Below are 18,094 nucleotides of genomic sequence, written 5' to 3' on the forward strand. Positions count from 1 at the left end.
ATGAGGGGGCGATGACGCACCGACCTGTCGATACCGCCGCGGGGGACGAACCGGCCGCGATCCTCGTCGTCGACGACGATCGCGAGATCCGCACCCTGTTGACGCAGAGCCTCGGCGCGCGCGGCTACCGCGTCAGCGCCGCCGCCAACACGCGCGAGATGGACGCGGTGCTGGAGCGCGAGCGGATCGATGCGATCCTGCTCGACGTGATGATGCCGGGCGAGGATGGCATTGCCGCCTGCCGCCGCATCGCCCGCGACGGCGGCCCCGCGGTCATCATGCTCAGCGCGCTGGGCGAGGAGCGCGACCGCATCGTCGGGCTGGAGATCGGCGCGAGCCATTACCTCCCCAAGCCGTGCAGCGCGCGCGAGGTGCTCGCCACCGTCCGCGCCGCGCTGCGCAGCCGCCAGCAGGCGGAGCCGCAGGACCGTTCGCGCCTCACCTTCGACGGCTGGACGATGGACCTGTTCGCGCACGAACTGTTCGACGCGCAGGGCGTGCTCGTCGGCCTGACCGACGGCGAATTCGCCCTATTGCGCGTCTTCGCCGAACGGCCGCGCCGGGTGCTGTCGCGCGAATGGCTGCTCGAGGCGGCGCGGGGCCCCAATTCCGACGCCTTCGATCGCGCGATCGACGTCCAGATCAGCCGGCTGCGGCGCAAGCTGCGCAGCGGCGGCGACGAAATCATCCGCACCATCCGCAACGAAGGCTATCTGTTCGTGCCGGCGGTCAGCCGCGCATGAGCCGGCCGGACCGGCCCGCCCGGGGGCCATGGGGCGGGGTGCGCCGGTCGCTGTTCTGGCGCGTGTTCCTCGTCATGCTGCTCAGCGTCGCCGCGGTGCAGGCGCTCAACGTCGCGCTGGTCGTCTCGATCGCGCCGCCGACGCCGCGCATCTATTCGGTGCCGCAGGTGGTGGCGGCGCTGCGCCATGGCGGCGACGCGAGCGGCGAGCTGCTGCTGTCGCGCGATGCGGAGGATCCGGAGCCGTTCGACGATCGCGGCAACCATCTCGCCGGGGTGATCGCCGGCCAGCTCGGCGTCGCCGCGGAGCGGGTGCGCGTCCATTTCGGTGGCGGCCCGCCGCCGATGGTCTTCGGCCCGATCCCGCGCCGCGCCGGGCCGCCCGAGCGCCGTCGCTCCCCCGATGCGCGGAGCCAGATCATGTTCGGCCATTTCACCGTCTCGGTGCAGCAGCCCGACGGCAGCTGGCTGAGCGCGCGGGGCGCGCGCACCGGCTTCGAAAGCTGGCGCGGGCGGGCGTTGCTGTGGCTGCTCGCGGCGATGCTGGCGGTCGCGCCCTTCGCCTGGCTGCTGGCGCGGCGGCTGACCAAGCCGATCGCCGCCTTCGGTGCCGCGGCGGAACGCCTGGGCCGCGATCCGCGCGCCGCGCCCGTGCCGCTCGGCGGCCCGGCGGAGATCGCCGATGCCGCGGCGGCGTTCAACCGGATGCAGGCGCGGCTCAACCGCTATGTCGAGGATCGCACGACGATGATCGCGGCGATCGCGCACGATTTGCGCACGCCGCTGATGCGCCTCGGGCTGCGGCTCGAACGGGCGCCCGAGCCGCTGCGCACCACCAGCGAATCGGACATCGCCGACATGCAGGCGATGATCCAGGCCGCGCTCGCCTTCTTCCGCGACGACAATCGTATCGGTGAGCGGCGGCGGCTCGACCTGCGCTCGCTGGTCGAGAGCGTGACCGACGATCTCGCCGACCGCGGCGAGCCGGTGACGCTGCACGACGGCGACCCCGTCGTGATCGAGGGCGATGCGGCGGGGCTCAAGGCGTTGGTCGCCAATCTGGTCGGCAACGCGCTCAAATATGCCGGTGACGCCGAAGTGACGCTCGCCGAGCTGGACGGCCATGCGGTGATCGCGGTGCGCGACCACGGCCCGGGCATCGACCCGGACGACCTCGACCGCCTGTTCGAACCCTTCTTCCGCGGCGAACGCTCGCGCAACCGCGACACCGGCGGCATCGGCCTCGGCCTCAGCAGCGTGCGCGGCGTCGCCCGCGCGCACGGCGGCGACGCGACCATCGCCAACCACCCCGACGGCGGCGCCATCGCCCGCGTCACGCTGCCGCTGTAAACAAAACCCGTCATCCCCGCGCAGGCGGGGATCCAGAAACGCTGGCGTTTCGACCCAATCCGCACCCTTCGCGTCCAAAGCCCCCCCCCTGCGCAGGAGCCAGAAGAACAGATCGCGCCAGCCGGTTCGCCCCACCGACGCCGGGCCGGGAAATCACCCAAGCCGGTCGGCGATGATCCAGCGCCGGCTGATCGCAGTGCGCATCAATTGCAACCCGCAGCACAGGCACCGCGCACGGCGCACCCCGCCGACGCTGGTCTGCTTGCGCGCGGGCCGGTGCCGGCTCACGAGACAGGGGGCAGGGCTGGGGGCGGGGCCGGAAGCGGACGGGACGGGCGGCAGGGCGGACATGCGCGGGGCTCCTTCGCCACGTGCATCGCGGTTCCGGATTGCACCGCGATGTCCCGGCGGAAATATCGCCGCAACATGGGGACGATATTCGTGAGCGGTCGGCGGCGTTCTCTCCCAGACACGGCACCGCCGGCATTCGGGTGCTCCCCGGTGCCCGACGGTCGAGCTACGGGACCAGCGATGGTCGCGTAGCTCGGCTCATATCCGGGCCTCGTGTCGGTTCAGGCCCCGTCGATCGGCTCGACCCCCAGCACCGCGATCGCATCGTCCCGCCCGTTGAACGGCAGCACGTCGCCCGGTTCCGCGCCGATCAGCGCCCGCGCCAGCGGCGCGCCGAATGCCAGCCGGTCGGCATGCGGATCGGCCTCGTCGTCGCCGACGATCGCGATCGTGCGCGGCTTGCCGCCGATCGTCACGCGCACCCGCGTGCCGAATCCGGCGCTGCCGTCCTCGGGCGCCGCCGTCGGGATCGCGGTCGTCCGCCGCGTCTGCCAATAGCGCAGGTCGCGGCGGATCGCCTCGGCATCCTCGGTCGCCGCCTGCGCCAGCGCCGCCTCCAGCGCGGCGATCCGCGTCTCGATCAACGCCTTGCCCGCCCGCGTCACCAGATTGGGACCGGCGGGGATGGGCAGCTCGAACTTCGGCTCCAGATGCTCTTCGTCGCTCTCGCGGCGGAACGCGACACTCATGGCACGGCCTCTCTCAATGTGTCCCATCCGCGGACAGGTCCGGTTTAACCACCTTTGCGGCTGGTCGTAATCGTAAACAGGACGTTAACATGTCCATGATGACCAGACGCCTTGTCCTGACCAACGAAGCCGCCCGCCATCCGTTTCGGCAGACCCTGCCGCCACCGGTGACGCCCGATGCCCGCAAGCGCGACGACGAGGACTGGAAGCTGTTCCTGCTCAGCTTCGCCGCCTTCTTCACCTGCTTCTACACGCTGATCTTCTGACCGCCCCGCCGCCGGGGGTATGAGCGGTTCGCGCAGGGGCGGAGATGGGGGCGTACGGCCCCGTCATCTTCGCGCCTTGGAAGCGTAGGCTGTCGATGCCGGCAGCGCGACGCCTCTGCGTCCTCCGCGCCTCCGCGCGAACCCGTTTTCCCCGACCGCGGGCGGGTCGCCGCGAACCCCCGGTCCGTCCTAGTCGCAGGCGGCGTGCAGCTTTTGCGCGATCCAGGCCGACACCAGGCACATCGCCGCGACGAGGAACAGCATGTCGACCGACCGGACGCCCATCAGGTCGATGCCGATCGCCGCGATCGATCCCAGGGTCATCGCGCCCGAATTGACGACGTTGTTCGCGGCGACGGTGCGCGCGGTCTGGTCCTTCTCGACCGTCGTCGTCAGGAACGCATAGAGCGGCACGACGAACATGCCGCCGGTCGTCGCGATCGCCAGCAGGCACAGCATGATCGGGATCGCGCGCGGCTGCGCGACGAACTGGCTCCAGTCGTAGAAGCTGCCCGGCGCCGCCGGCACCCAGTTGCGGCACAGGAACGAGAAGATCACGACGAATACGCCCATCGCGATCACCGATACCGGCGAATAGCGTGCGCTGATCTTGCCCTTCAGCATCGTGTTGATGACCACCGACCCGATCGCCACCCCGACCGAGAAGACCGCGATCGCCCCGCTCGCGACCCGCTCGTCGGCGGTGAGCACGTTCTTCACCAGCGGCGGGAAGATGATGATGAGCAGCGCCCCGATCGTCCAGAAGAAGCTGATCGCGCAGATCGCGAGGAACAGCCGCGGGATGTGCATCGTCGTGCGGATCAGCCGCCACGATGCGGTGAACGGATTGTAGTTGAGCTTCAGCCGCGGCCCCTCGCGCGGGGCGGGCGGCACCTGCCTCGCGGTCGCCCAACCGATCAGCGCGACGACGATCACCAGCATCGCGGCGCCCTCGATCGGGACCCAGCCGGCCATGATCGTGCCGAGCAGGATGGCGAGATACGTCCCCGCCTCGACCAGCCCGGTGCCGCCGAGCACGTCGCAGGGCTTCAGGTGCTGCGGCAGGATCGCATATTTGATCGGCCCGAAGAAGGTCGAGTGCACGCCGAGGAACAGCACCGCGCCCAGCATCAGGCCGATGCCCAGCGTCGGATAGCCCGCGCGCGCCACCATCAGCCCGCCCGCGCCGAGCAGCATGATGCCGATCTCCGCGGTCTTTACGATGCGGATGATCCGCGCCTTGTCGTGGCTGTCGGCGAGCTGCCCGGCGAGCGCGGAGAGCAGGAAGAACGGCAGGATGGCGATGCCGGTCGCCAGCGCGTTGAAGTTCGATTCCATGTGCGGATCGTTGAAGATCGCATAGGTCGCGAACAGCACCATCGACGTCTTGAACAGATTGTCGTTGAACGCGCCGAGGAACTGCGTGGCGAAGAGGGGCAGGAAGCGGCGCTGCTTCAGCAACCCCATGGCATTCAGCATGCGAACGTCGGCCTTCGATCGTGGCGATATTGCGGCAGGCATAGCCCAGCCGGTCCGGCACGCCAACGGCTTAGGTCATGCGAGCCGATGCATGGGGGTTACGTCCGCGCGGCTGTCGCGGTAGGAGGGGCATACGATGCTGACCTTGCCCAACCTTTTGACGCTGTCGCGCATCGTCGCGGTCCCGCTGCTCGTCGCCTTCCTGTGGTGGCCGCGGTGGGAGGCGGGATTCGGCATCGCCTTCGCGCTCTATTGCCTGATGGGCATCACCGATTATTTCGACGGCTATCTCGCCCGCGCGCAGGGCGCGGTGTCGAAGCTCGGCGTGTTCCTCGATCCGATCGCGGACAAGATCATGGTCGCCGCGGTGATCCTGATGCTGGTCGGCACCCGCCACGACGATCTGGCGCTCATCACCGGCGTCCACCTGATCGCCGCGCTCATCATCCTGCTGCGCGAGATCGCGGTGTCGGGCCTGCGCGAATTCCTCGCCGGGCTGCAGGTGTCGCTGCCGGTGTCGAAGCTCGCCAAGTGGAAGACGACGCTGCAGCTCGTCGCCTTCGGTGCGCTGATCCTCGCCGGCGCGCTGCCCGCGCAGGCGTGGATCAAGGTGACCGGCCTCGGCTGCCTGTGGGCGGCGGCGGCGCTGACGCTGGTGACGGGCTGGGATTATCTGCGCGTCGGCATCCGGCATATGGACTGATCCGATGGCGATCGAGATGCTCTATTTCGCCTGGGTGCGCGAACGCATGGGCTGCGCGCAGGAAATCGTGTCGCCGCCGCCGACCGTGACGACGGTCGCCGCGCTGGTCGACTGGCTCGCGGCCCGCGACGCCACCAGCGCCGATGCGCTGGCGGACCGCGCCCGGCTGCGCGCCGCGGTCGACCAGGATTTCGTCGCCATGGACGCGGGCATCGCCGGCGCGCGCGAGGTCGCCCTGTTCCCGCCGGTGACCGGCGGATGATCCGCATCGTCGTCGGCCGCGATCCCATCGACATCGGCGCGGAAATGACGCTGGCGGAGGGTGCCGCCGGGGCCGGCGCGGTCGCGACCTTCACCGGGCTGGTCCGTGCCGACGATTCGGTCGGCATGCTCGAACTCGAACATTATCCCGGCGCGACCGAGGCGGCGCTGACCCGCGTCGCGGAGGGCGCGGTCGCGCGCTGGTCGCTCGGCGCGGCGACGATCGTCCACCGCGTCGGCCCGATGACCCCGGGGGAGCGGATCGTCTTCGTCGCCGCCGCCGCGCCGCACCGCGCCGCCGCGCTCGAGGCCTGCGCCTATCTGATCGACCGGCTCAAGACCGACGCCCCCTTCTGGAAGCGCGAAACCCGCGGCACCGATGCGCGCTGGGTCGAGGCGCGCGACACCGACACCGCCGCCGCGGAACGCTGGGAACGGCACTGACGCAGGCCCTGGAATCGGATGACATCGGATTGATCCGCATGTTCGTCATTGCGAGCGCAGCGAAGCAATCCAGAGCCGTACCAGGACGCCCTGGATTGCTTCGCTGCGCCCGCAATCACGGATCAGTTAGATGTCATCCCGCTCTCGCCCGGCGGGGGAGGGCGCAAAGGCGCCCTACGGCAGCACCGGCACCAGCACGCCGTTCACGACATGGATCACGCCGTTGACCTGCGCGACGTCCGCCGCCTCGACATAGCTGCGGTTGCCGGTGACGCTGGTCAGCGTGATGACGTCGCCGGTCATCGTCGCGACGATCGGCTGCCCGCCCAGCGTCGTCAGCGTCGCGCGCCCGCCGCCGGCGCGGATACGGTCGGTCAGTTGCTCGGTCGTCACCGTCCCCGCGACGACGTGATAGCGCAACAGCGCCACCAGCGCCGCGCGATTCTCGGGCGCCAGCAGGTCGCTGGCGATTCCCGGCGCGAGGCGGGTGAACGCCGCATCGCTCGGCGCGAACAGCGTATAGGGCCCGTCGCCGCCGAGCAGCTGGTCCAGCTCCGCGATCCGCAACTCGGTTGCCAGCGTGTTCAGCCCGGGAGTCGCCGCGATCGAGGTCGCGATCGTCGCCTCCGATTCGATCCGCGACGGGTCGACCGGCACCGGCGCGCTGACCACCGGCGGCGGCGCGACGACGGGGGCGGTCGCCGGCGGCACGCAGCCGGCGAGCAGGACGAGCGAGGCATAGACGGCGATCCGTCGCGCCTGGCTGGTCGAAGACTTGGAGGTGGGAAAGGACTGGGTCACGTACCCTCTTCTACGCCCGAAGCCGGGCGGGGTTGCATCAGCGTGCTTCGGCGAGCGCCTCGGCGAGCAACTGGAAATCTTTCTCGCGCGGGGATGCGCGGCGCCAGACCAGCGCGATCCGCCGCACCGCATTGTCGGCGTCGAGCGGCCGCGCGACGATATTGGTATGGTCGAGGATCCCCGCCTTGAGCGCCATTTCCGGCAGCATCGTCATGCCCAAACCATTGTCGACCATCTGCACGATCGTGTGCAGCGAAGTGCCGAGCATCGTCGCCTCCGCGCGCAATTCGGGCCGGTTGCACGCCGACAGCGCATGGTCCTTGAGGCAATGCCCGTCCTCGAGCAGCAGCAGCCGCGTCTCGTCGATCAGCGCGGCGGGGATCGTCGGCGGATCGCTCGGCATGTCCTGCGGCTGGTAGGCGACGAACAGCCGGTCGTCGAACAGCGCCTGCGACGCGACGTCGCCGCATGCGAAGGGCAGCGCGAGCAGCACGCAATCGGTGCGGCCGTTGTGCAGCCCCTCGCACGCCGCGCCCGACGGCTCCTCGCGCAGGAACAGCTTGAGGTCGGGATAGTCGCGGCGCAGCCGCGGCAGGATATGCGGCAGCATGAAGGGCGCGATCGTCGGAATGACGCTCATCCGCATCTCGCCCGACAGCGGCCGCCCGGCGGCGCGCGCGATATCGCCCAGCTCCTCCGCCTCGCGCAGCACGCGCCGCGCCTTGTCGGCGATCCGGTCGCCCAGCGGCGTGAAGCGGACGACGCGGCGGGTCCGCTCGACCAGCGTGACGCCGATCAGCGTCTCCAGCTCGCGCAGGCCCGCCGACAGGGTCGACTGGGTGACGAAACATGCCTCGGCGGCCCGTCCGAAATGGCCGGCGTCCTTCAACGCGACCAGATATTGCAGCTGCTTGAGCGTGGGAAGATAGGTCGCCGCCATGCCCCGCCGGATAGAGGCGCCGCCGCCGCGACGCCACCCTCATTATCCTCCCCGGCACGGGGAGGATCGCACCCTCACTCCGCCGCTTCTTCCCAATCGTGCGTCACTTCCGCGGGCAGGCGGATGAGGTGGTCGAACGCCGCCAGCGCCGCCTTGGACCCTTCGCCCATGGCGATGACGATCTGCTTGAACGGCACCGTCGTCACGTCGCCCGCGGCGAACACGCCCGGCTGCGATGTGTGGCCGCGATGGTCGACCTCGATCTCGCCGCGCGGGCTCAACGCCACCGCACCCGCCAGCCATTCGGTGTTCGGCACCAGCCCGATCTGGACGAAGATCCCCTCCAGATCGACACGGTGCATCGCGTCGGTATTGCGGTCGCGATAGGACAGCGCGGTCACCTTTTCGCCGTCGCCATGCACCTCGGTGATCAGCGCCGAGGTGATGATCGCGACGTTGGGCAGGCTGGCGAGCTTGCGCTGCAGCACCGCGTCGGCGCGCAGGTCGCTGTCATATTCGATCAGCGTGACGTGCGCGACGATCCCGGCGAGGTCGATCGCCGCCTCGACGCCCGAATTGCCGCCGCCGATCACCGCGACGCGCTTGCCCTTGTAGAGCGGGCCGTCGCAATGCGGGCAATAGGCGACGCCCTTGTTGCGATAGGCATCCTCGCCCGGCACGTTCATCTGCCGCCAGCGCGCGCCGGTCGACAGGATGACGGTGCGCGCATGCAGCGATGCGCCATTCTCCAGCACAACCTCGTGCAGCCCGCCTTCGCCCGCCGCCGGAATCAGCTTTTCCGCACGCTGCAGGTTCATGATGTCGACGTCGTAATCGCGGACGTGGCGCTCCAGCTCGGCGGCGAGCTTCGGCCCCTCGGTATGCGGCACCGAGATGAAATTCTCGATCGCCATCGTGTCGAGCACCTGCCCGCCGAACCGCTCCGCCGCGATGCCGGTGCGGATGCCCTTGCGCGCGGTGTAGATCGCCGCCGCCGCGCCGGCGGGGCCGCCGCCGACGACGAGCACGTCGAACGGCGCCTTCGCCGCGATCTTTTCGGCGGCGCGCGCCGCCGATCCGGTGTCGAGCTTCGCGACGATCTGCTCCAGCTCCATCCGGCCCTGGCCGAAAGGCTCGCCGTTCAGGAACACGGTCGGCACCGCCATCACCTTGCGCGTCGCGACCTCGTCCTGGAACAGCGCACCGTCGATCGCGGTGTGCGTCACCCGCGGGTTGAGCACCGCCATCAGGTTGAGCGCCTGCACCACGTCGGGGCAGTTCGCGCAGGACAGCGAGAAGAAGGTTTCGAAATGGAAGTCGCCGTCCAGCGCCTCGACCTGCTGGATCAGCTCCTGCGCCGCCTTCGACGGATGGCCGCCGACCTGCAGCAGCGCGAGCACCAGCGAGGTGAATTCATGCCCCATCGGCAGGCCGGCGAAGCGCACGCCGATGTCGGTGCCGGCGCGGCGGATCATGAAGCTCGGGCGGCGGCGGTCGTCCGCGGTGACGACCGCGATCTTGTCCGACAGCGCGGCGATCTCGTCGAGCAATTCGCCCATCTGGCGCGACTTGGCGTCGTCGCCCAGGCTCGCGACCAGCTCGATGGGCTGGCGGATGTTGACCAGATAGGCCTTCAACTGCTGCGTCAGATTGGCGTCGAGCATGGCGGAAACTCCTGGGTAATGCGGGTCGTCATAAACAAGCGGCCCGGGGTGGAAGGCTTCCACCCCGGGCCGCGATCACCCTGACCCTCGGGGAAGGGCGGGGATGGGGCTGGACGGGACGCCGGCTGCGGATGCCGCCGGACGATCCGTCCGAAACCTCAGATCTTGCCGACGAGGTCGAGGCTGGGGGCGAGCGTCTCTTCGCCCTCTTCCCACTTCGCCGGGCAGACTTCGCCCGGATGCGCGGCGATGTACTGCGCGGCCTTGATCTTGCGCAGCAGCTCGGCGGCGTTGCGGCCGACGCCTTCCGACGTCACTTCGATCAGCTGGATCACGCCCTCGGGATCGATCACGAACGTGCCACGATCGGCCAGGCCCTGGCCCTCGCGCAGGATCTCGAAGTTGGTGCTGATGCTGTGGTTCTGGTCGCCCAGCATGAAATAGTTGATCTTGCCGATCGCGGGCGAGCTGTCGTGCCACGCCTTGTGGCTGAAGTGGGTGTCGGTCGACACGCTGTACACCTCGACGCCCATCTTCTGGAGCGTCGGATAGACGTCGGCGAGGTCTTCCAGCTCGGTCGGGCAGACGAACGTGAAGTCCGCCGGGTAGAAGAAGAAGACCGCCCACTTGCCCAGCACGTCCGTGTCGCTGACGCTGACGAACTTGCCTTCCTTATAGGCCTGGGTGGTGAACGGCTTCAGCTTGCTGCCGATGAGGGCCATGTTGGTCTCCGGTTGAATGGTGTGGACCGAATATGGGTGCCTCATGCCGCAGTGCAAAATTAATCTATTTGCGCTGCGTGATCGAATGAGGCGATCAGCAGCATTTCCGCGGGTTTAGCCGTTCGCAGGCGCGAACCATTCAGTGCGCGAACGCCGCATAGACCGACCAGGCGCTGGTGAGGGTCAGCAACACGCCGACCAGCGCCATCAGCCCGCGAGTCGGCACCCGCTTCGCCAGCACGCCGCCCAGCGGCGCCGCGACCAGCCCGCCGATCAGGATGCCGAGCGTGTGCAGCGTGAACGCCGACCAGCCGAGCGCGATGAAGAAGGTCACCGACGCGGTCGCGGTCAGGAAGAATTCGGCGGTGTTGACCGTGCCGATCGTGTGCCGCGGCGTCGCCCCCTGGATCAGCAGGTTGCTGGTGACGACCGGCCCCCAGCCGCCGCCGCCCGCCGCGTCGAGGAACCCGCCGACGAGGCCCAGCGGCGCGATCACCTTGGGCGTGCGTGGTTCGATCCGCCCCTTCACCGCGCGGAACAGCAGGTAGAGGCCGATACAGGCGAGATAGAGCATGACGAACGGCTTCGCGACCGAGGCGTCGATATTGCTCAGCAGCGTCGCGCCCAGAATCGCGCCGATCACGCCGGGGATGACCAGCCGGCGGAACAGCTTCCAGTCGACGTTCCGGTGGACGATGTGGCTGACCCCCGATGCCGCGGTGGTGAAGGTCTCGACCGCGTGCACGCTGGCGGAGGCGACCGCCGGCGGTACCCCCATCACGGTGACGAGCAGCGTCGAATTGATGACGCCGAACGCCATGCCGAGCGCGCCGTCGACCACCTGTGCGGCAAAGCCGATCGCGATGAACGGCAGCACCTGGCTCCAGTCGATGGCGGTAAGGAAATCGGGCATCGGCGGCAGGCACTCCGGAGGGATACGGACGGGTAGGACGGGCCGCATCGTGCACGGCGCGCGCAATCCCTACAACAAAGCTGGAGTTTGCTACGCCAAAGCTGCGGCGGGTCGGGCATGGAAATCGGCTGGCGGAAGGATTACATGCGCGGGTCTGTAAGGGGAACGACGGATGTTCGGACGGTTGGCCGCCTATCTCGATTCGATCCGGGCGCGCGACCCGGCACCGCATTCGCGGGCCGAAATCCTGCTCTATCCCGGCGTCTGGGCGCTGGCGCTCCACCGCGTCGCACATGCCCTTTACCGCCGGCGCTGGTTCTTCCTCGCCCGCCTCGTCAACCACATCGCCCGCGCCTGGACCGCGATCGACATCCATCCGGGCGCGAAGATCGGCCGCAACTTCTTCATCGACCACGGCTTCGTCGTGATCGGCGAGACCGCGGAGATCGGCGACGACGTCACCATCTACCAATGCGTGACGCTCGGCGGGACCAGCCCCGACAATGGCGTCGCGGGCAAGCGCCATCCGACGCTCGCCGACGGCGTCATCATCGGTTCGGGCGCGCAGGTGCTCGGCCCGATCCTCGTCGACCGGCGTGCCCGCGTCGGCGCCAATGCGGTGGTGACGAAGGACGTGCCGGCGGGCGCGGTGATGGTCGGCATCCCGGCGCGCGCGACGATGGTCGAGGGCGGGGCGGCGACCAGCCCGTCGCGCTTCGTCCCGTACGGCACGCCGTGCAGCGACATGTTCGACCCCGCGACGCAGAAGATGGAGATCATGCGCTGCGAGCTCGAATCGATGCGCAAGCGCCTCGACGCGCTGCTCGCCGAACAGCTGCCCGAGCAGGAGCGCGACCGCGCCTGATGGGAATCGTCACGCCGTTTCCGCAGGGCGGACAGCCGTCGCAGGTCGGCTTCGACCGCGCCGAACTCAACCGCATCCTCGACCTCTACGGCCGCATGGTCGCCGCCGGCCACTGGAAGGATTATGCGATGCAGCTCGGCCGGGACGCCGCGATCTTCGCCGCCTTCCGCCGCGCCGCCGAACGCCCCGAATTCCGCATCGAGAAGCGTCCCGCGCTGCGCGCCCGGCAGGGCATGTGGGCGCTGATCGGCGAACAGGGCATGGTCCTGAAGCGCGGCCACGACCTCGGCCCGATCCTCGCCCCCGTCGAACGCCGCCTGATGAAGCTCGTCGACTAGGACGACATTCGCCTTCGCTGCCAGCTACCGACGAATCTGGTTCGCGCAGAGGCGCAGAGGCCGCAGAGGTGCAACGCCCGCGGCAGCGCACCGCTGATGTCGCCGGGCTTCGATGAGGAGGACCGCGCACGCGACGAACGCAACACCTCCGCGGCCTCCGCGCCTCTGCGCGAAGCCAAATCGCCTATTCGTCGCCTCGCGCCGCCGCCAGCCGCTCCAGCGCCGGGATCAGCTCGCCATAGCCATGGATGATCGCGTCCGCGCCCAGCTCGGCGACCGGCTGCATCAGGAAGCCGAACGAACAGGCCACCGTCGGCAGCCCCGCCGCCTGTCCGGCGCGGATGTCGAAGAGCGAATCGCCCACGAACGCCGCGGTGCCGCCGCCGCACCGCGCCAGCATCTCGTAGATCGGCTTGGGGCTCGGCTTGGCGTTGCCCGGTCCCATCGTGTCGCCGCCGATGATGCAGGCGAACCGTCCGGTCAGGTCCAGCGCGTCGAGCAGCTTGCGCGCCAGCGCCTCCAGCTTGTTGGTGACGAGTCCGATCCGCGCGCCGCGCGCCGCCAGCGTGTCGAGCACGGCGAGCGCGTCCGGATAGGGCCGGGTCAGCACCGCGATATGCTCCTCGTAATACGCGAGCAGCCGCCGGTGCAGCACGTCCAGCGTCGCCTCGTCGCAGCCGCCGGTCGCCGCCATCCCCTGCGCCAGCAGATGCCGCGCGCCGCCGCCGATCATCGGCTTGACCGCCTCGACGCCCAGCGCCGGCCGCCCGACCGAGGCGAGCGCATGGTTGACCGCCGCGGCCAGGTCGCCGCTGGTGTCCAGCACGGTGCCGTCGAGGTCGAATCCGACGATGTCGAACGGCGAACGGGGCGATGAATTCTGCGTCATAACCGCGCGCGGTGACGGCTACCTATGGAAATGGCAAGACTTCCATGGCAGGCGATGGGGCCATGAGCGATCCTCTTGCCGTCATCATCCTCGCCGCGGGTAAAGGCACGCGGATGAAGTCCGACCTGCACAAGGTCCTGCATCCCGTCGCCGGGCGGCCGATGCTGCTCCACCTGATCGACAGCCTGAACCGCGCCGGCGCGACCCGCCGCGTCGTCGTCGTCGGCGCGTCGGGCGAACAGGTCGAGGCCGCCGTCGCCGCGACCGGGGTGGAGATCGCGTGGCAGCGCGAACAGCTCGGCACCGCGCATGCGGCGCTGCAGGCGAAGGCGGCGCTCGCCGGGTTCGACGGCATCGCCATCGTCTGTTTCGGCGATACGCCGCTGCTCGCCACGGACACCGTCGCACGGCTCGCGGCGCGGCTGGATGCGGCCGACGCGCCGACCGTTGCGGTGCTCGGCTTCCGCCCCGCCGACGCGCGTGCCTATGGCCGCGTCATCGCCGCCGCCGACGGCACGATCGCGAAGATGGTCGAATACAAGGATGCAAGCGCGGCGGAGCGTGCCGTCGACCTGTGCAATTCGGGCGTCACCGCGGTCCGCACCCGCGACCTGTGGCGCCTGCTCGAGGCGGTCGGCAACGACAATGCCGCGGGCGAATATTACCTTCCCGACGTGGTGACGCTGGCGATCGCCGAGGGCGGCCGCGCGGTGTGCATCGAGACGGGCGAGGACGAGGTCGCCGGCATCAACAGCCGCGGCGAGCTGGCGGCGGTGGAGGCCGGCTGGCAGGCGGCGCGCCGCGCACAGGCGATGGCCGACGGCGCGACGCTGATCGCCCCCGACACCGTCTGGTTCAGCCACGACACGCGGCTCGGCCGCGACGTGGTGATCGCACCCAACGTCGTCTTCGGCCCCGGCGTCACCGTCGCCGACGGCGTCACCATCCACGCCTTCAGCCATATCGAGGGCGCCACCATCGGCGCTTACGCGGAGGTAGGCCCCTATGCCCGCCTGCGCCCCGGCGCGACGCTCGGTGCGGGGTCGAAGGTCGGCAATTTCGTCGAGATGAAGAAGGCGACGCTGGGCGAGGGCGCCAAGGTCAACCACCTCTCCTACATCGGCGATGCCGAGGTCGGGGCGAAGGCGAACATCGGTGCCGGCACGATCACCTGCAATTACGACGGGTTCTTCAAATACCGGACGACGATCGGCGCGGGCGCGTTCATCGGCTCCAATTCCGCCCTGGTCGCGCCGGTGTCGGTCGGCGAGGGCGCGATCGTCGCCGCCGGATCGGTGCTGACGCAGGATGTCGAGGCGGGCGCGCTCGCGCTCGTCCGCCCGCCGCAGGTCGCCAAATCCGGCTGGGCCACGCAATTCCGCGCCCGGATGCGCGCGAAGAAGGACAAGCAGTAACATGTGCGGAATCGTGGGAATCATCGGTACCGAAGACGTCGCCGACCGGCTGCTCGACGGCCTGAAGCGGCTCGAATATCGCGGCTACGATTCGGCGGGCATCGCCACCGACCATGACGGCCGGATCGAGCGCCGCCGCGCCTCGGGCAAGCTCGTCAACCTGGCGAAGGAGCTCGCCGCCGCGCCGCTGCCCGGTACCACCGGCATCGCCCACACCCGCTGGGCGACGCACGGCGGCCCGACCACCAACAACGCGCATCCGCACGCCACCGACGAGGTCGCGGTCGTCCACAACGGCATCATCGAGAACTTCAAGCCGCTCCGCGACGAGCTGATCGCCCGCGGCCGCGTCTTCACCAGCGAGACCGATACCGAGGTCGTCGCCCATCTCATCAGCGAAAAGGTCGAGGCGGGGATCGAACCCGTCGCCGCGGTGCGCGAGGTGCTGCCGCGCCTCCACGGCGCCTTCGCGCTCGCCATCCTGTTCCGCAAGCATCCCGAGCTGCTGATCGGCGCGCGGCTCGGCTCGCCGCTGGTCGTCGGCCATGGCGACGGCGAAACCTATCTCGGCTCCGACGCGCTCGCGCTCGCGCCGCTGACGCAGCGCATCGCCTATCTCGACGAGGGCGACTGGGTCGTCTGCACCACCGAGGGCGCGCAGGTCTACGATCGCGACAACAAGCCGGTCGAGCGGCCGGTCACCATCTCCGGCATCACCGGCGAACTCGTCAGCAAGGGCAACCATCGCCATTACATGCTGAAGGAGATCTACGAACAGCCGATCGTCGTCGCCCAGACGCTGCGCTCCTACCTCCAGCGGATGGAAGAAAAGGTGACGCTGCCGATTCCCGATTTCGATCTCGCCGGGATCAGGCGCGTCACCATCGTCGCCTGCGGCACCAGCTATTACGCCGGCATGGTCGCCAAATACTGGTTCGAACAGTTCGCGCGCGTGCCGGTCGACATCGATGTCGCCTCCGAATTCCGCTACCGCGCCCCGGTGATGGAGCCGGGCGGGCTGATGATCGTCATCAGCCAGTCGGGCGAAACCGCCGACACGCTCGCCGCATTGCGCCACGCCAAGGCGGAGGGGCAGACGATCGCCGCGGTGGTCAACGTGCCGACCAGCAGTATGGCGCGCGAGGCGGACCTGCTGCTGCCGACGCATGCCGGGCCGGAGATCGGCGTCGCCAGCACCAAGGCGTTCACCTGCCAGCTCGCCGTCCTTGCCGCGCTCGCCGCCAACCTCGCCCGCGCCAAGGGCAAGTTCAAGGACGGCGAGGAGCGCGAGATCGTCCGCCACCTCGCCGAGGCGCCCGCCGCGCTCAACGGCGCGCTCGCCTATGACGAATCGATCGAGGCGATGGCCGGCGTCATCGCCAGCGCGCGCGACGTCCTCTACCTCGGCCGCGGCACCGACTATCCGCTCGCGCTGGAGGGGGCGCTCAAGCTCAAGGAGATCAGCTACATCCACGCCGAGGGCTATGCCGCGGGCGAGATGAAGCACGGCCCGATCGCGCTGATCGACGAGAACGTCCCCGTCATCGTCATCGCCCCCTCCGGCCCGCTGTTCGACAAGACCGTCAGCAACATGCAGGAGGTGCAGGCACGCGGCGGCAAGGTCGTGCTCATCAGCGACTATGACGGCATCCAGGCGGCGGGCGAGAATTGCATCGCCACGATCACCATGCCCAAGGTCCACCCGCTGATCGCGCCTTTGGTCTATGCGGTCCCGGTCCAGCTGCTCGCCTATCACGTCGCCGTCGCCAAGGGCACCGACGTCGACCAGCCCCGCAACCTCGCCAAGTCGGTGACGGTCGAATAACCGGCGCCGTCACGCCCCTCCCTCGAAGGGAGGGGCAGGGGGTGGGTGGACCAGCGAAGACGCGTAACCGCGCGTCACGGACCGCCCCGCAGATATAGGCGCGCGGAGGCGCGGAGGACGCGGAGTTGGATCGCACGCGGCGGCCCCATCCCGTCATCGCGACGCCGGCAGATGACATCAAACTGATCCGTCATTGCGAGCGCAGCGAAGCAATCCAGGACGTCTTGGTACGGCTCTGGATTGCTTCGCTGCGCTCGCAATAACGACACATGCGGATCAATCTGATGTCATCCGATTCTAAAGCACCGCCTCCGCGCCCTCCGCGCCCTCCGCGCCCTCCGCGCGCACCCTTTTCCTCCCGATCGGCCTCGTATCGCGACGACCCGCGGGCAACGCCGCCGATCACACCCGCCGATACAGCAGCACGCGTCCGGACGGCACCAGCTGCTCGATCAGGTCCATGTCGCCGATGTTCCGGGAAAGCAGCACGGCACCGTTCTCCAGCGCCTGCAGGAACAGCGTCGCATCGTTCATGAACGGCTGGCGGTCCGTCCGGGGCAGTCCGCGCAGCCGGGCGGCGACCCCCGTGACGATACCCGCCTCGGCGACGGCCTGGATGCTGGGGGCGAATAGCCGATGGGCGGGGATGCTCTCGATCGCCGTCCGGATCGCGCCGAGGATCGCGCCGGTGCCGGGATGCGCCGGATCGAGCCGTCCGAAGTGGTGCACCAGTTCGCCGATCGCCACGGACGAATGGGTCACCTGCCGTACGCGCAGCAGATCGTCCAGCGCGGGTGGCGCACGGTCCTGAAGGATGTCGATGTAGACCGTCGTATCGAGCAGCAGCGGCGGTCCGGCGAGCGCCACGTCGCCCAAGAACGTTAGTGCTTCGTCCGGCCGGCGCACCAGCGGCTGCGTTCGCTTCTCCGGTTTCAGCCGGCGGAGGGCAGCCGCAAGGTCAAGCGCCAAGATCCACGTCCTTGGGAATCGACCCCTTCAACGCGATTAACCGGTCGGCGAAGTCGTCTTCGAGCGCGACCTTGGCCAGCGCATAGTCGATCAGCTCTGTGCCGCGCAGGCCGGATTTGGCGGCCGCCGCCTCGAACAGTGTCTCGTGCACGCGGCCCGACAGCTGCTTGCCCTTCCGGCCTGCGGTGAGCCCGGTGGCCGCGGCCGTCGTCAGCGTGCTGCTGACGCGCTGGCTCATCACCGCGCCGGCGGTGTTCTTCCGGCGCGTCGTGCCGCCGGGCGCTTCCCCTGTCTCCGCCTTAGCAGCCATGTCTGCCTCCGATACGCCTGCGTATGACATATAGTCGATTTTGAATGACACGACAACGAGGCTCGCCCGCTATCGGCTTTTCCGGCCGGATATGACGCATCCCCGCTGCGTTAGCGCTCTCGCAAAACCGTCCGTTCTCGTCTAACCACCCCGCCCGA

General features: G+C 69.2%; 20 protein-coding genes. 10 read left to right on the plus strand and 10 right to left on the minus strand.

Annotation, left to right across the window (positions count from 1 at the left end; translation table 11 throughout):
* The first annotated feature begins 11 nt into the window (after positions 1-11).
* Together B2515_RS12455 and B2515_RS12460 are read left to right on the plus strand one after the other, a co-directional pair.
* A complete protein-coding gene (locus tag B2515_RS12455; RefSeq protein ID WP_293876747.1) occupies positions 12-743 on the plus strand; it encodes a response regulator in 732 nt (243 codons plus the stop codon).
* The gene (locus tag B2515_RS12460) at positions 740-2,092 is read left to right on the plus strand and encodes a sensor histidine kinase (RefSeq protein ID WP_293876749.1); all 1,353 of its coding nucleotides are present in this window, start codon (positions 740-742) and stop codon (positions 2,090-2,092) included. Before B2515_RS12455 ends, B2515_RS12460 begins: the two co-directional genes overlap by 4 nt.
* Positions 2,093-2,664: 572 nt before the next feature.
* On the opposite strand, the gene B2515_RS12465 is transcribed toward B2515_RS12460, so the two are convergent.
* Positions 2,665-3,132, minus strand: coding sequence for a GreA/GreB family elongation factor (locus B2515_RS12465; RefSeq protein WP_293876751.1), 468 nt, complete (start codon positions 3,130-3,132; stop codon positions 2,665-2,667).
* Between the two features lie 98 nt (positions 3,133-3,230).
* Here B2515_RS12465 and B2515_RS12470 point away from each other — a divergent pair, with 98 nt between their 5' ends.
* A complete protein-coding gene (locus B2515_RS12470) occupies positions 3,231-3,398 on the plus strand; it encodes a hypothetical protein (protein WP_293876831.1) in 168 nt (55 codons plus the stop codon).
* 189 nt (positions 3,399-3,587) lie between these two features.
* Here the strand turns inward: B2515_RS12470 and B2515_RS12475 are convergent, their stop codons facing one another.
* Positions 3,588-4,877 (minus strand): MFS transporter, encoded by a 1,290-nt coding sequence (locus B2515_RS12475; protein ID WP_293876753.1) that lies wholly within the window; start codon positions 4,875-4,877, stop codon positions 3,588-3,590.
* Between the two features lie 136 nt (positions 4,878-5,013).
* On the opposite strand from B2515_RS12475, the gene pgsA reads away from it, so the two are divergent.
* From pgsA to B2515_RS12490, 3 genes are read left to right on the plus strand one after another with little or no spacing between them, the layout of a single operon-like run.
* Positions 5,014-5,580 (plus strand): CDP-diacylglycerol--glycerol-3-phosphate 3-phosphatidyltransferase, encoded by a 567-nt coding sequence (gene pgsA, locus B2515_RS12480; RefSeq protein ID WP_293876755.1) that lies wholly within the window; start codon positions 5,014-5,016, stop codon positions 5,578-5,580.
* 4 nt (positions 5,581-5,584) lie between these two features.
* Positions 5,585-5,842 (plus strand): molybdopterin converting factor subunit 1, encoded by a 258-nt coding sequence (moaD, locus tag B2515_RS12485; RefSeq protein WP_293876757.1) that lies wholly within the window; start codon positions 5,585-5,587, stop codon positions 5,840-5,842.
* Positions 5,839-6,285 carry a molybdenum cofactor biosynthesis protein MoaE gene (locus tag B2515_RS12490; protein WP_293876759.1) on the plus strand — a complete coding sequence of 149 codons (447 nt, stop codon included), beginning with the start codon at positions 5,839-5,841 and terminating at the stop codon, positions 6,283-6,285. The genes moaD and B2515_RS12490 overlap by 4 nt, the downstream gene beginning before the upstream one ends.
* A gap of 174 nt (positions 6,286-6,459) precedes the next feature.
* Here the strand turns inward: B2515_RS12490 and B2515_RS12495 are convergent, their stop codons facing one another.
* The 5 genes from B2515_RS12495 to B2515_RS12515 all read right to left on the minus strand — a co-directional run bounded on the left by B2515_RS12495 (position 6,460) and on the right by B2515_RS12515 (position 11,325).
* Positions 6,460-7,086 carry a fasciclin domain-containing protein gene (locus B2515_RS12495; RefSeq protein WP_293876761.1) on the minus strand — a complete coding sequence of 209 codons (627 nt, stop codon included), beginning with the start codon at positions 7,084-7,086 and terminating at the stop codon, positions 6,460-6,462.
* 37 nt (positions 7,087-7,123) lie between these two features.
* On the minus strand, positions 7,124-8,026 hold the full coding sequence (locus B2515_RS12500; protein WP_293876763.1) for a hydrogen peroxide-inducible genes activator: 903 nt from the start codon (positions 8,024-8,026) through the stop codon (positions 7,124-7,126).
* Positions 8,027-8,100: 74 nt separating this feature from the next.
* Positions 8,101-9,690 carry an alkyl hydroperoxide reductase subunit F gene (ahpF, locus tag B2515_RS12505; protein WP_293876765.1) on the minus strand — a complete coding sequence of 530 codons (1,590 nt, stop codon included), beginning with the start codon at positions 9,688-9,690 and terminating at the stop codon, positions 8,101-8,103.
* Positions 9,691-9,848: 158 nt separating this feature from the next.
* Positions 9,849-10,412 carry an alkyl hydroperoxide reductase subunit C gene (gene ahpC / locus B2515_RS12510; RefSeq protein WP_293876767.1) on the minus strand — a complete coding sequence of 188 codons (564 nt, stop codon included), beginning with the start codon at positions 10,410-10,412 and terminating at the stop codon, positions 9,849-9,851.
* A 139-nt stretch (positions 10,413-10,551) separates the two neighbouring features.
* Positions 10,552-11,325, minus strand: coding sequence for a sulfite exporter TauE/SafE family protein (locus tag B2515_RS12515; protein ID WP_293876769.1), 774 nt, complete (start codon positions 11,323-11,325; stop codon positions 10,552-10,554).
* 172 nt (positions 11,326-11,497) lie between these two features.
* Here B2515_RS12515 and epsC point away from each other — a divergent pair, with 172 nt between their 5' ends.
* On the plus strand, positions 11,498-12,190 hold the full coding sequence (epsC, locus tag B2515_RS12520) for a serine O-acetyltransferase EpsC (RefSeq protein WP_293876771.1): 693 nt from the start codon (positions 11,498-11,500) through the stop codon (positions 12,188-12,190).
* The gene (locus tag B2515_RS12525) at positions 12,190-12,528 is read left to right on the plus strand and encodes a DUF2794 domain-containing protein (protein WP_293876772.1); all 339 of its coding nucleotides are present in this window, start codon (positions 12,190-12,192) and stop codon (positions 12,526-12,528) included. The genes epsC and B2515_RS12525 overlap by 1 nt, the downstream gene beginning before the upstream one ends.
* Positions 12,529-12,712: 184 nt before the next feature.
* Here B2515_RS12525 and B2515_RS12530 read toward each other — a convergent pair whose 3' ends face one another.
* Positions 12,713-13,417, minus strand: a complete 705-nt coding sequence (locus B2515_RS12530; protein ID WP_293876773.1) for an HAD family hydrolase — start codon at positions 13,415-13,417, stop codon at positions 12,713-12,715.
* A 62-nt stretch (positions 13,418-13,479) separates the two neighbouring features.
* Between B2515_RS12530 and glmU the strand changes: the two genes are divergently transcribed.
* Together glmU and glmS are read left to right on the plus strand one after the other, a co-directional pair.
* Positions 13,480-14,832: a bifunctional UDP-N-acetylglucosamine diphosphorylase/glucosamine-1-phosphate N-acetyltransferase GlmU gene (gene glmU, locus B2515_RS12535; RefSeq protein ID WP_293876774.1), complete on the plus strand. Its 1,353-nt coding sequence runs from the start codon at positions 13,480-13,482 to the stop codon at positions 14,830-14,832.
* Position 14,833: 1 nt separating this feature from the next.
* A complete protein-coding gene (gene glmS, locus B2515_RS12540; protein WP_293876775.1) occupies positions 14,834-16,657 on the plus strand; it encodes a glutamine--fructose-6-phosphate transaminase (isomerizing) in 1,824 nt (607 codons plus the stop codon).
* A 402-nt stretch (positions 16,658-17,059) separates the two neighbouring features.
* Here the strand turns inward: glmS and B2515_RS12545 are convergent, their stop codons facing one another.
* Entirely contained in the window at positions 17,060-17,626 is a 567-nt protein-coding gene (locus B2515_RS12545) for a type II toxin-antitoxin system VapC family toxin (protein ID WP_293876777.1), read from the minus strand.
* Positions 17,616-17,936 carry a hypothetical protein gene (locus tag B2515_RS12550; protein WP_293876779.1) on the minus strand — a complete coding sequence of 107 codons (321 nt, stop codon included), beginning with the start codon at positions 17,934-17,936 and terminating at the stop codon, positions 17,616-17,618. The genes B2515_RS12545 and B2515_RS12550 overlap by 11 nt, the downstream gene beginning before the upstream one ends.
* Positions 17,937-18,094 lie beyond the last annotated feature (158 nt).

The organism is Sphingomonas sp. UBA978, from assembly GCF_002292295.1.
Lineage (GTDB): Bacteria > Pseudomonadota > Alphaproteobacteria > Sphingomonadales > Sphingomonadaceae > Sphingomonas.

Excerpts from the sequence above, each read along its gene's own strand:
- B2515_RS12455 (WP_293876747.1), top strand. The coding sequence starts at position 12 with ATGACGCACCGACCTGTCGATACCGCCGCGGGGGACGAACCGGCCGCG.
- B2515_RS12460 (WP_293876749.1), top strand. The coding sequence starts at position 740 with ATGAGCCGGCCGGACCGGCCCGCCCGGGGGCCATGGGGCGGGGTGCGC.
- B2515_RS12465 (WP_293876751.1), bottom strand. The coding sequence starts at position 3,132 with ATGAGTGTCGCGTTCCGCCGCGAGAGCGACGAAGAGCATCTGGAGCCG.
- B2515_RS12470 (WP_293876831.1), top strand. The coding sequence starts at position 3,231 with ATGACCAGACGCCTTGTCCTGACCAACGAAGCCGCCCGCCATCCGTTT.
- B2515_RS12475 (WP_293876753.1), bottom strand. The coding sequence starts at position 4,877 with ATGCTGAATGCCATGGGGTTGCTGAAGCAGCGCCGCTTCCTGCCCCTC.
- pgsA (WP_293876755.1), top strand. The coding sequence starts at position 5,014 with ATGCTGACCTTGCCCAACCTTTTGACGCTGTCGCGCATCGTCGCGGTC.
- moaD (WP_293876757.1), top strand. The coding sequence starts at position 5,585 with ATGGCGATCGAGATGCTCTATTTCGCCTGGGTGCGCGAACGCATGGGC.
- B2515_RS12490 (WP_293876759.1), top strand. The coding sequence starts at position 5,839 with ATGATCCGCATCGTCGTCGGCCGCGATCCCATCGACATCGGCGCGGAA.
- B2515_RS12500 (WP_293876763.1), bottom strand. The coding sequence starts at position 8,026 with ATGGCGGCGACCTATCTTCCCACGCTCAAGCAGCTGCAATATCTGGTC.
- ahpF (WP_293876765.1), bottom strand. The coding sequence starts at position 9,690 with ATGCTCGACGCCAATCTGACGCAGCAGTTGAAGGCCTATCTGGTCAAC.
- ahpC (WP_293876767.1), bottom strand. The coding sequence starts at position 10,412 with ATGGCCCTCATCGGCAGCAAGCTGAAGCCGTTCACCACCCAGGCCTAT.
- B2515_RS12515 (WP_293876769.1), bottom strand. The coding sequence starts at position 11,325 with ATGCCCGATTTCCTTACCGCCATCGACTGGAGCCAGGTGCTGCCGTTC.
- epsC (WP_293876771.1), top strand. The coding sequence starts at position 11,498 with ATGTTCGGACGGTTGGCCGCCTATCTCGATTCGATCCGGGCGCGCGAC.
- B2515_RS12525 (WP_293876772.1), top strand. The coding sequence starts at position 12,190 with ATGGGAATCGTCACGCCGTTTCCGCAGGGCGGACAGCCGTCGCAGGTC.
- B2515_RS12530 (WP_293876773.1), bottom strand. The coding sequence starts at position 13,417 with ATGACGCAGAATTCATCGCCCCGTTCGCCGTTCGACATCGTCGGATTC.
- glmU (WP_293876774.1), top strand. The coding sequence starts at position 13,480 with ATGAGCGATCCTCTTGCCGTCATCATCCTCGCCGCGGGTAAAGGCACG.
- glmS (WP_293876775.1), top strand. The coding sequence starts at position 14,834 with ATGTGCGGAATCGTGGGAATCATCGGTACCGAAGACGTCGCCGACCGG.
- B2515_RS12550 (WP_293876779.1), bottom strand. The coding sequence starts at position 17,936 with ATGGCTGCTAAGGCGGAGACAGGGGAAGCGCCCGGCGGCACGACGCGC.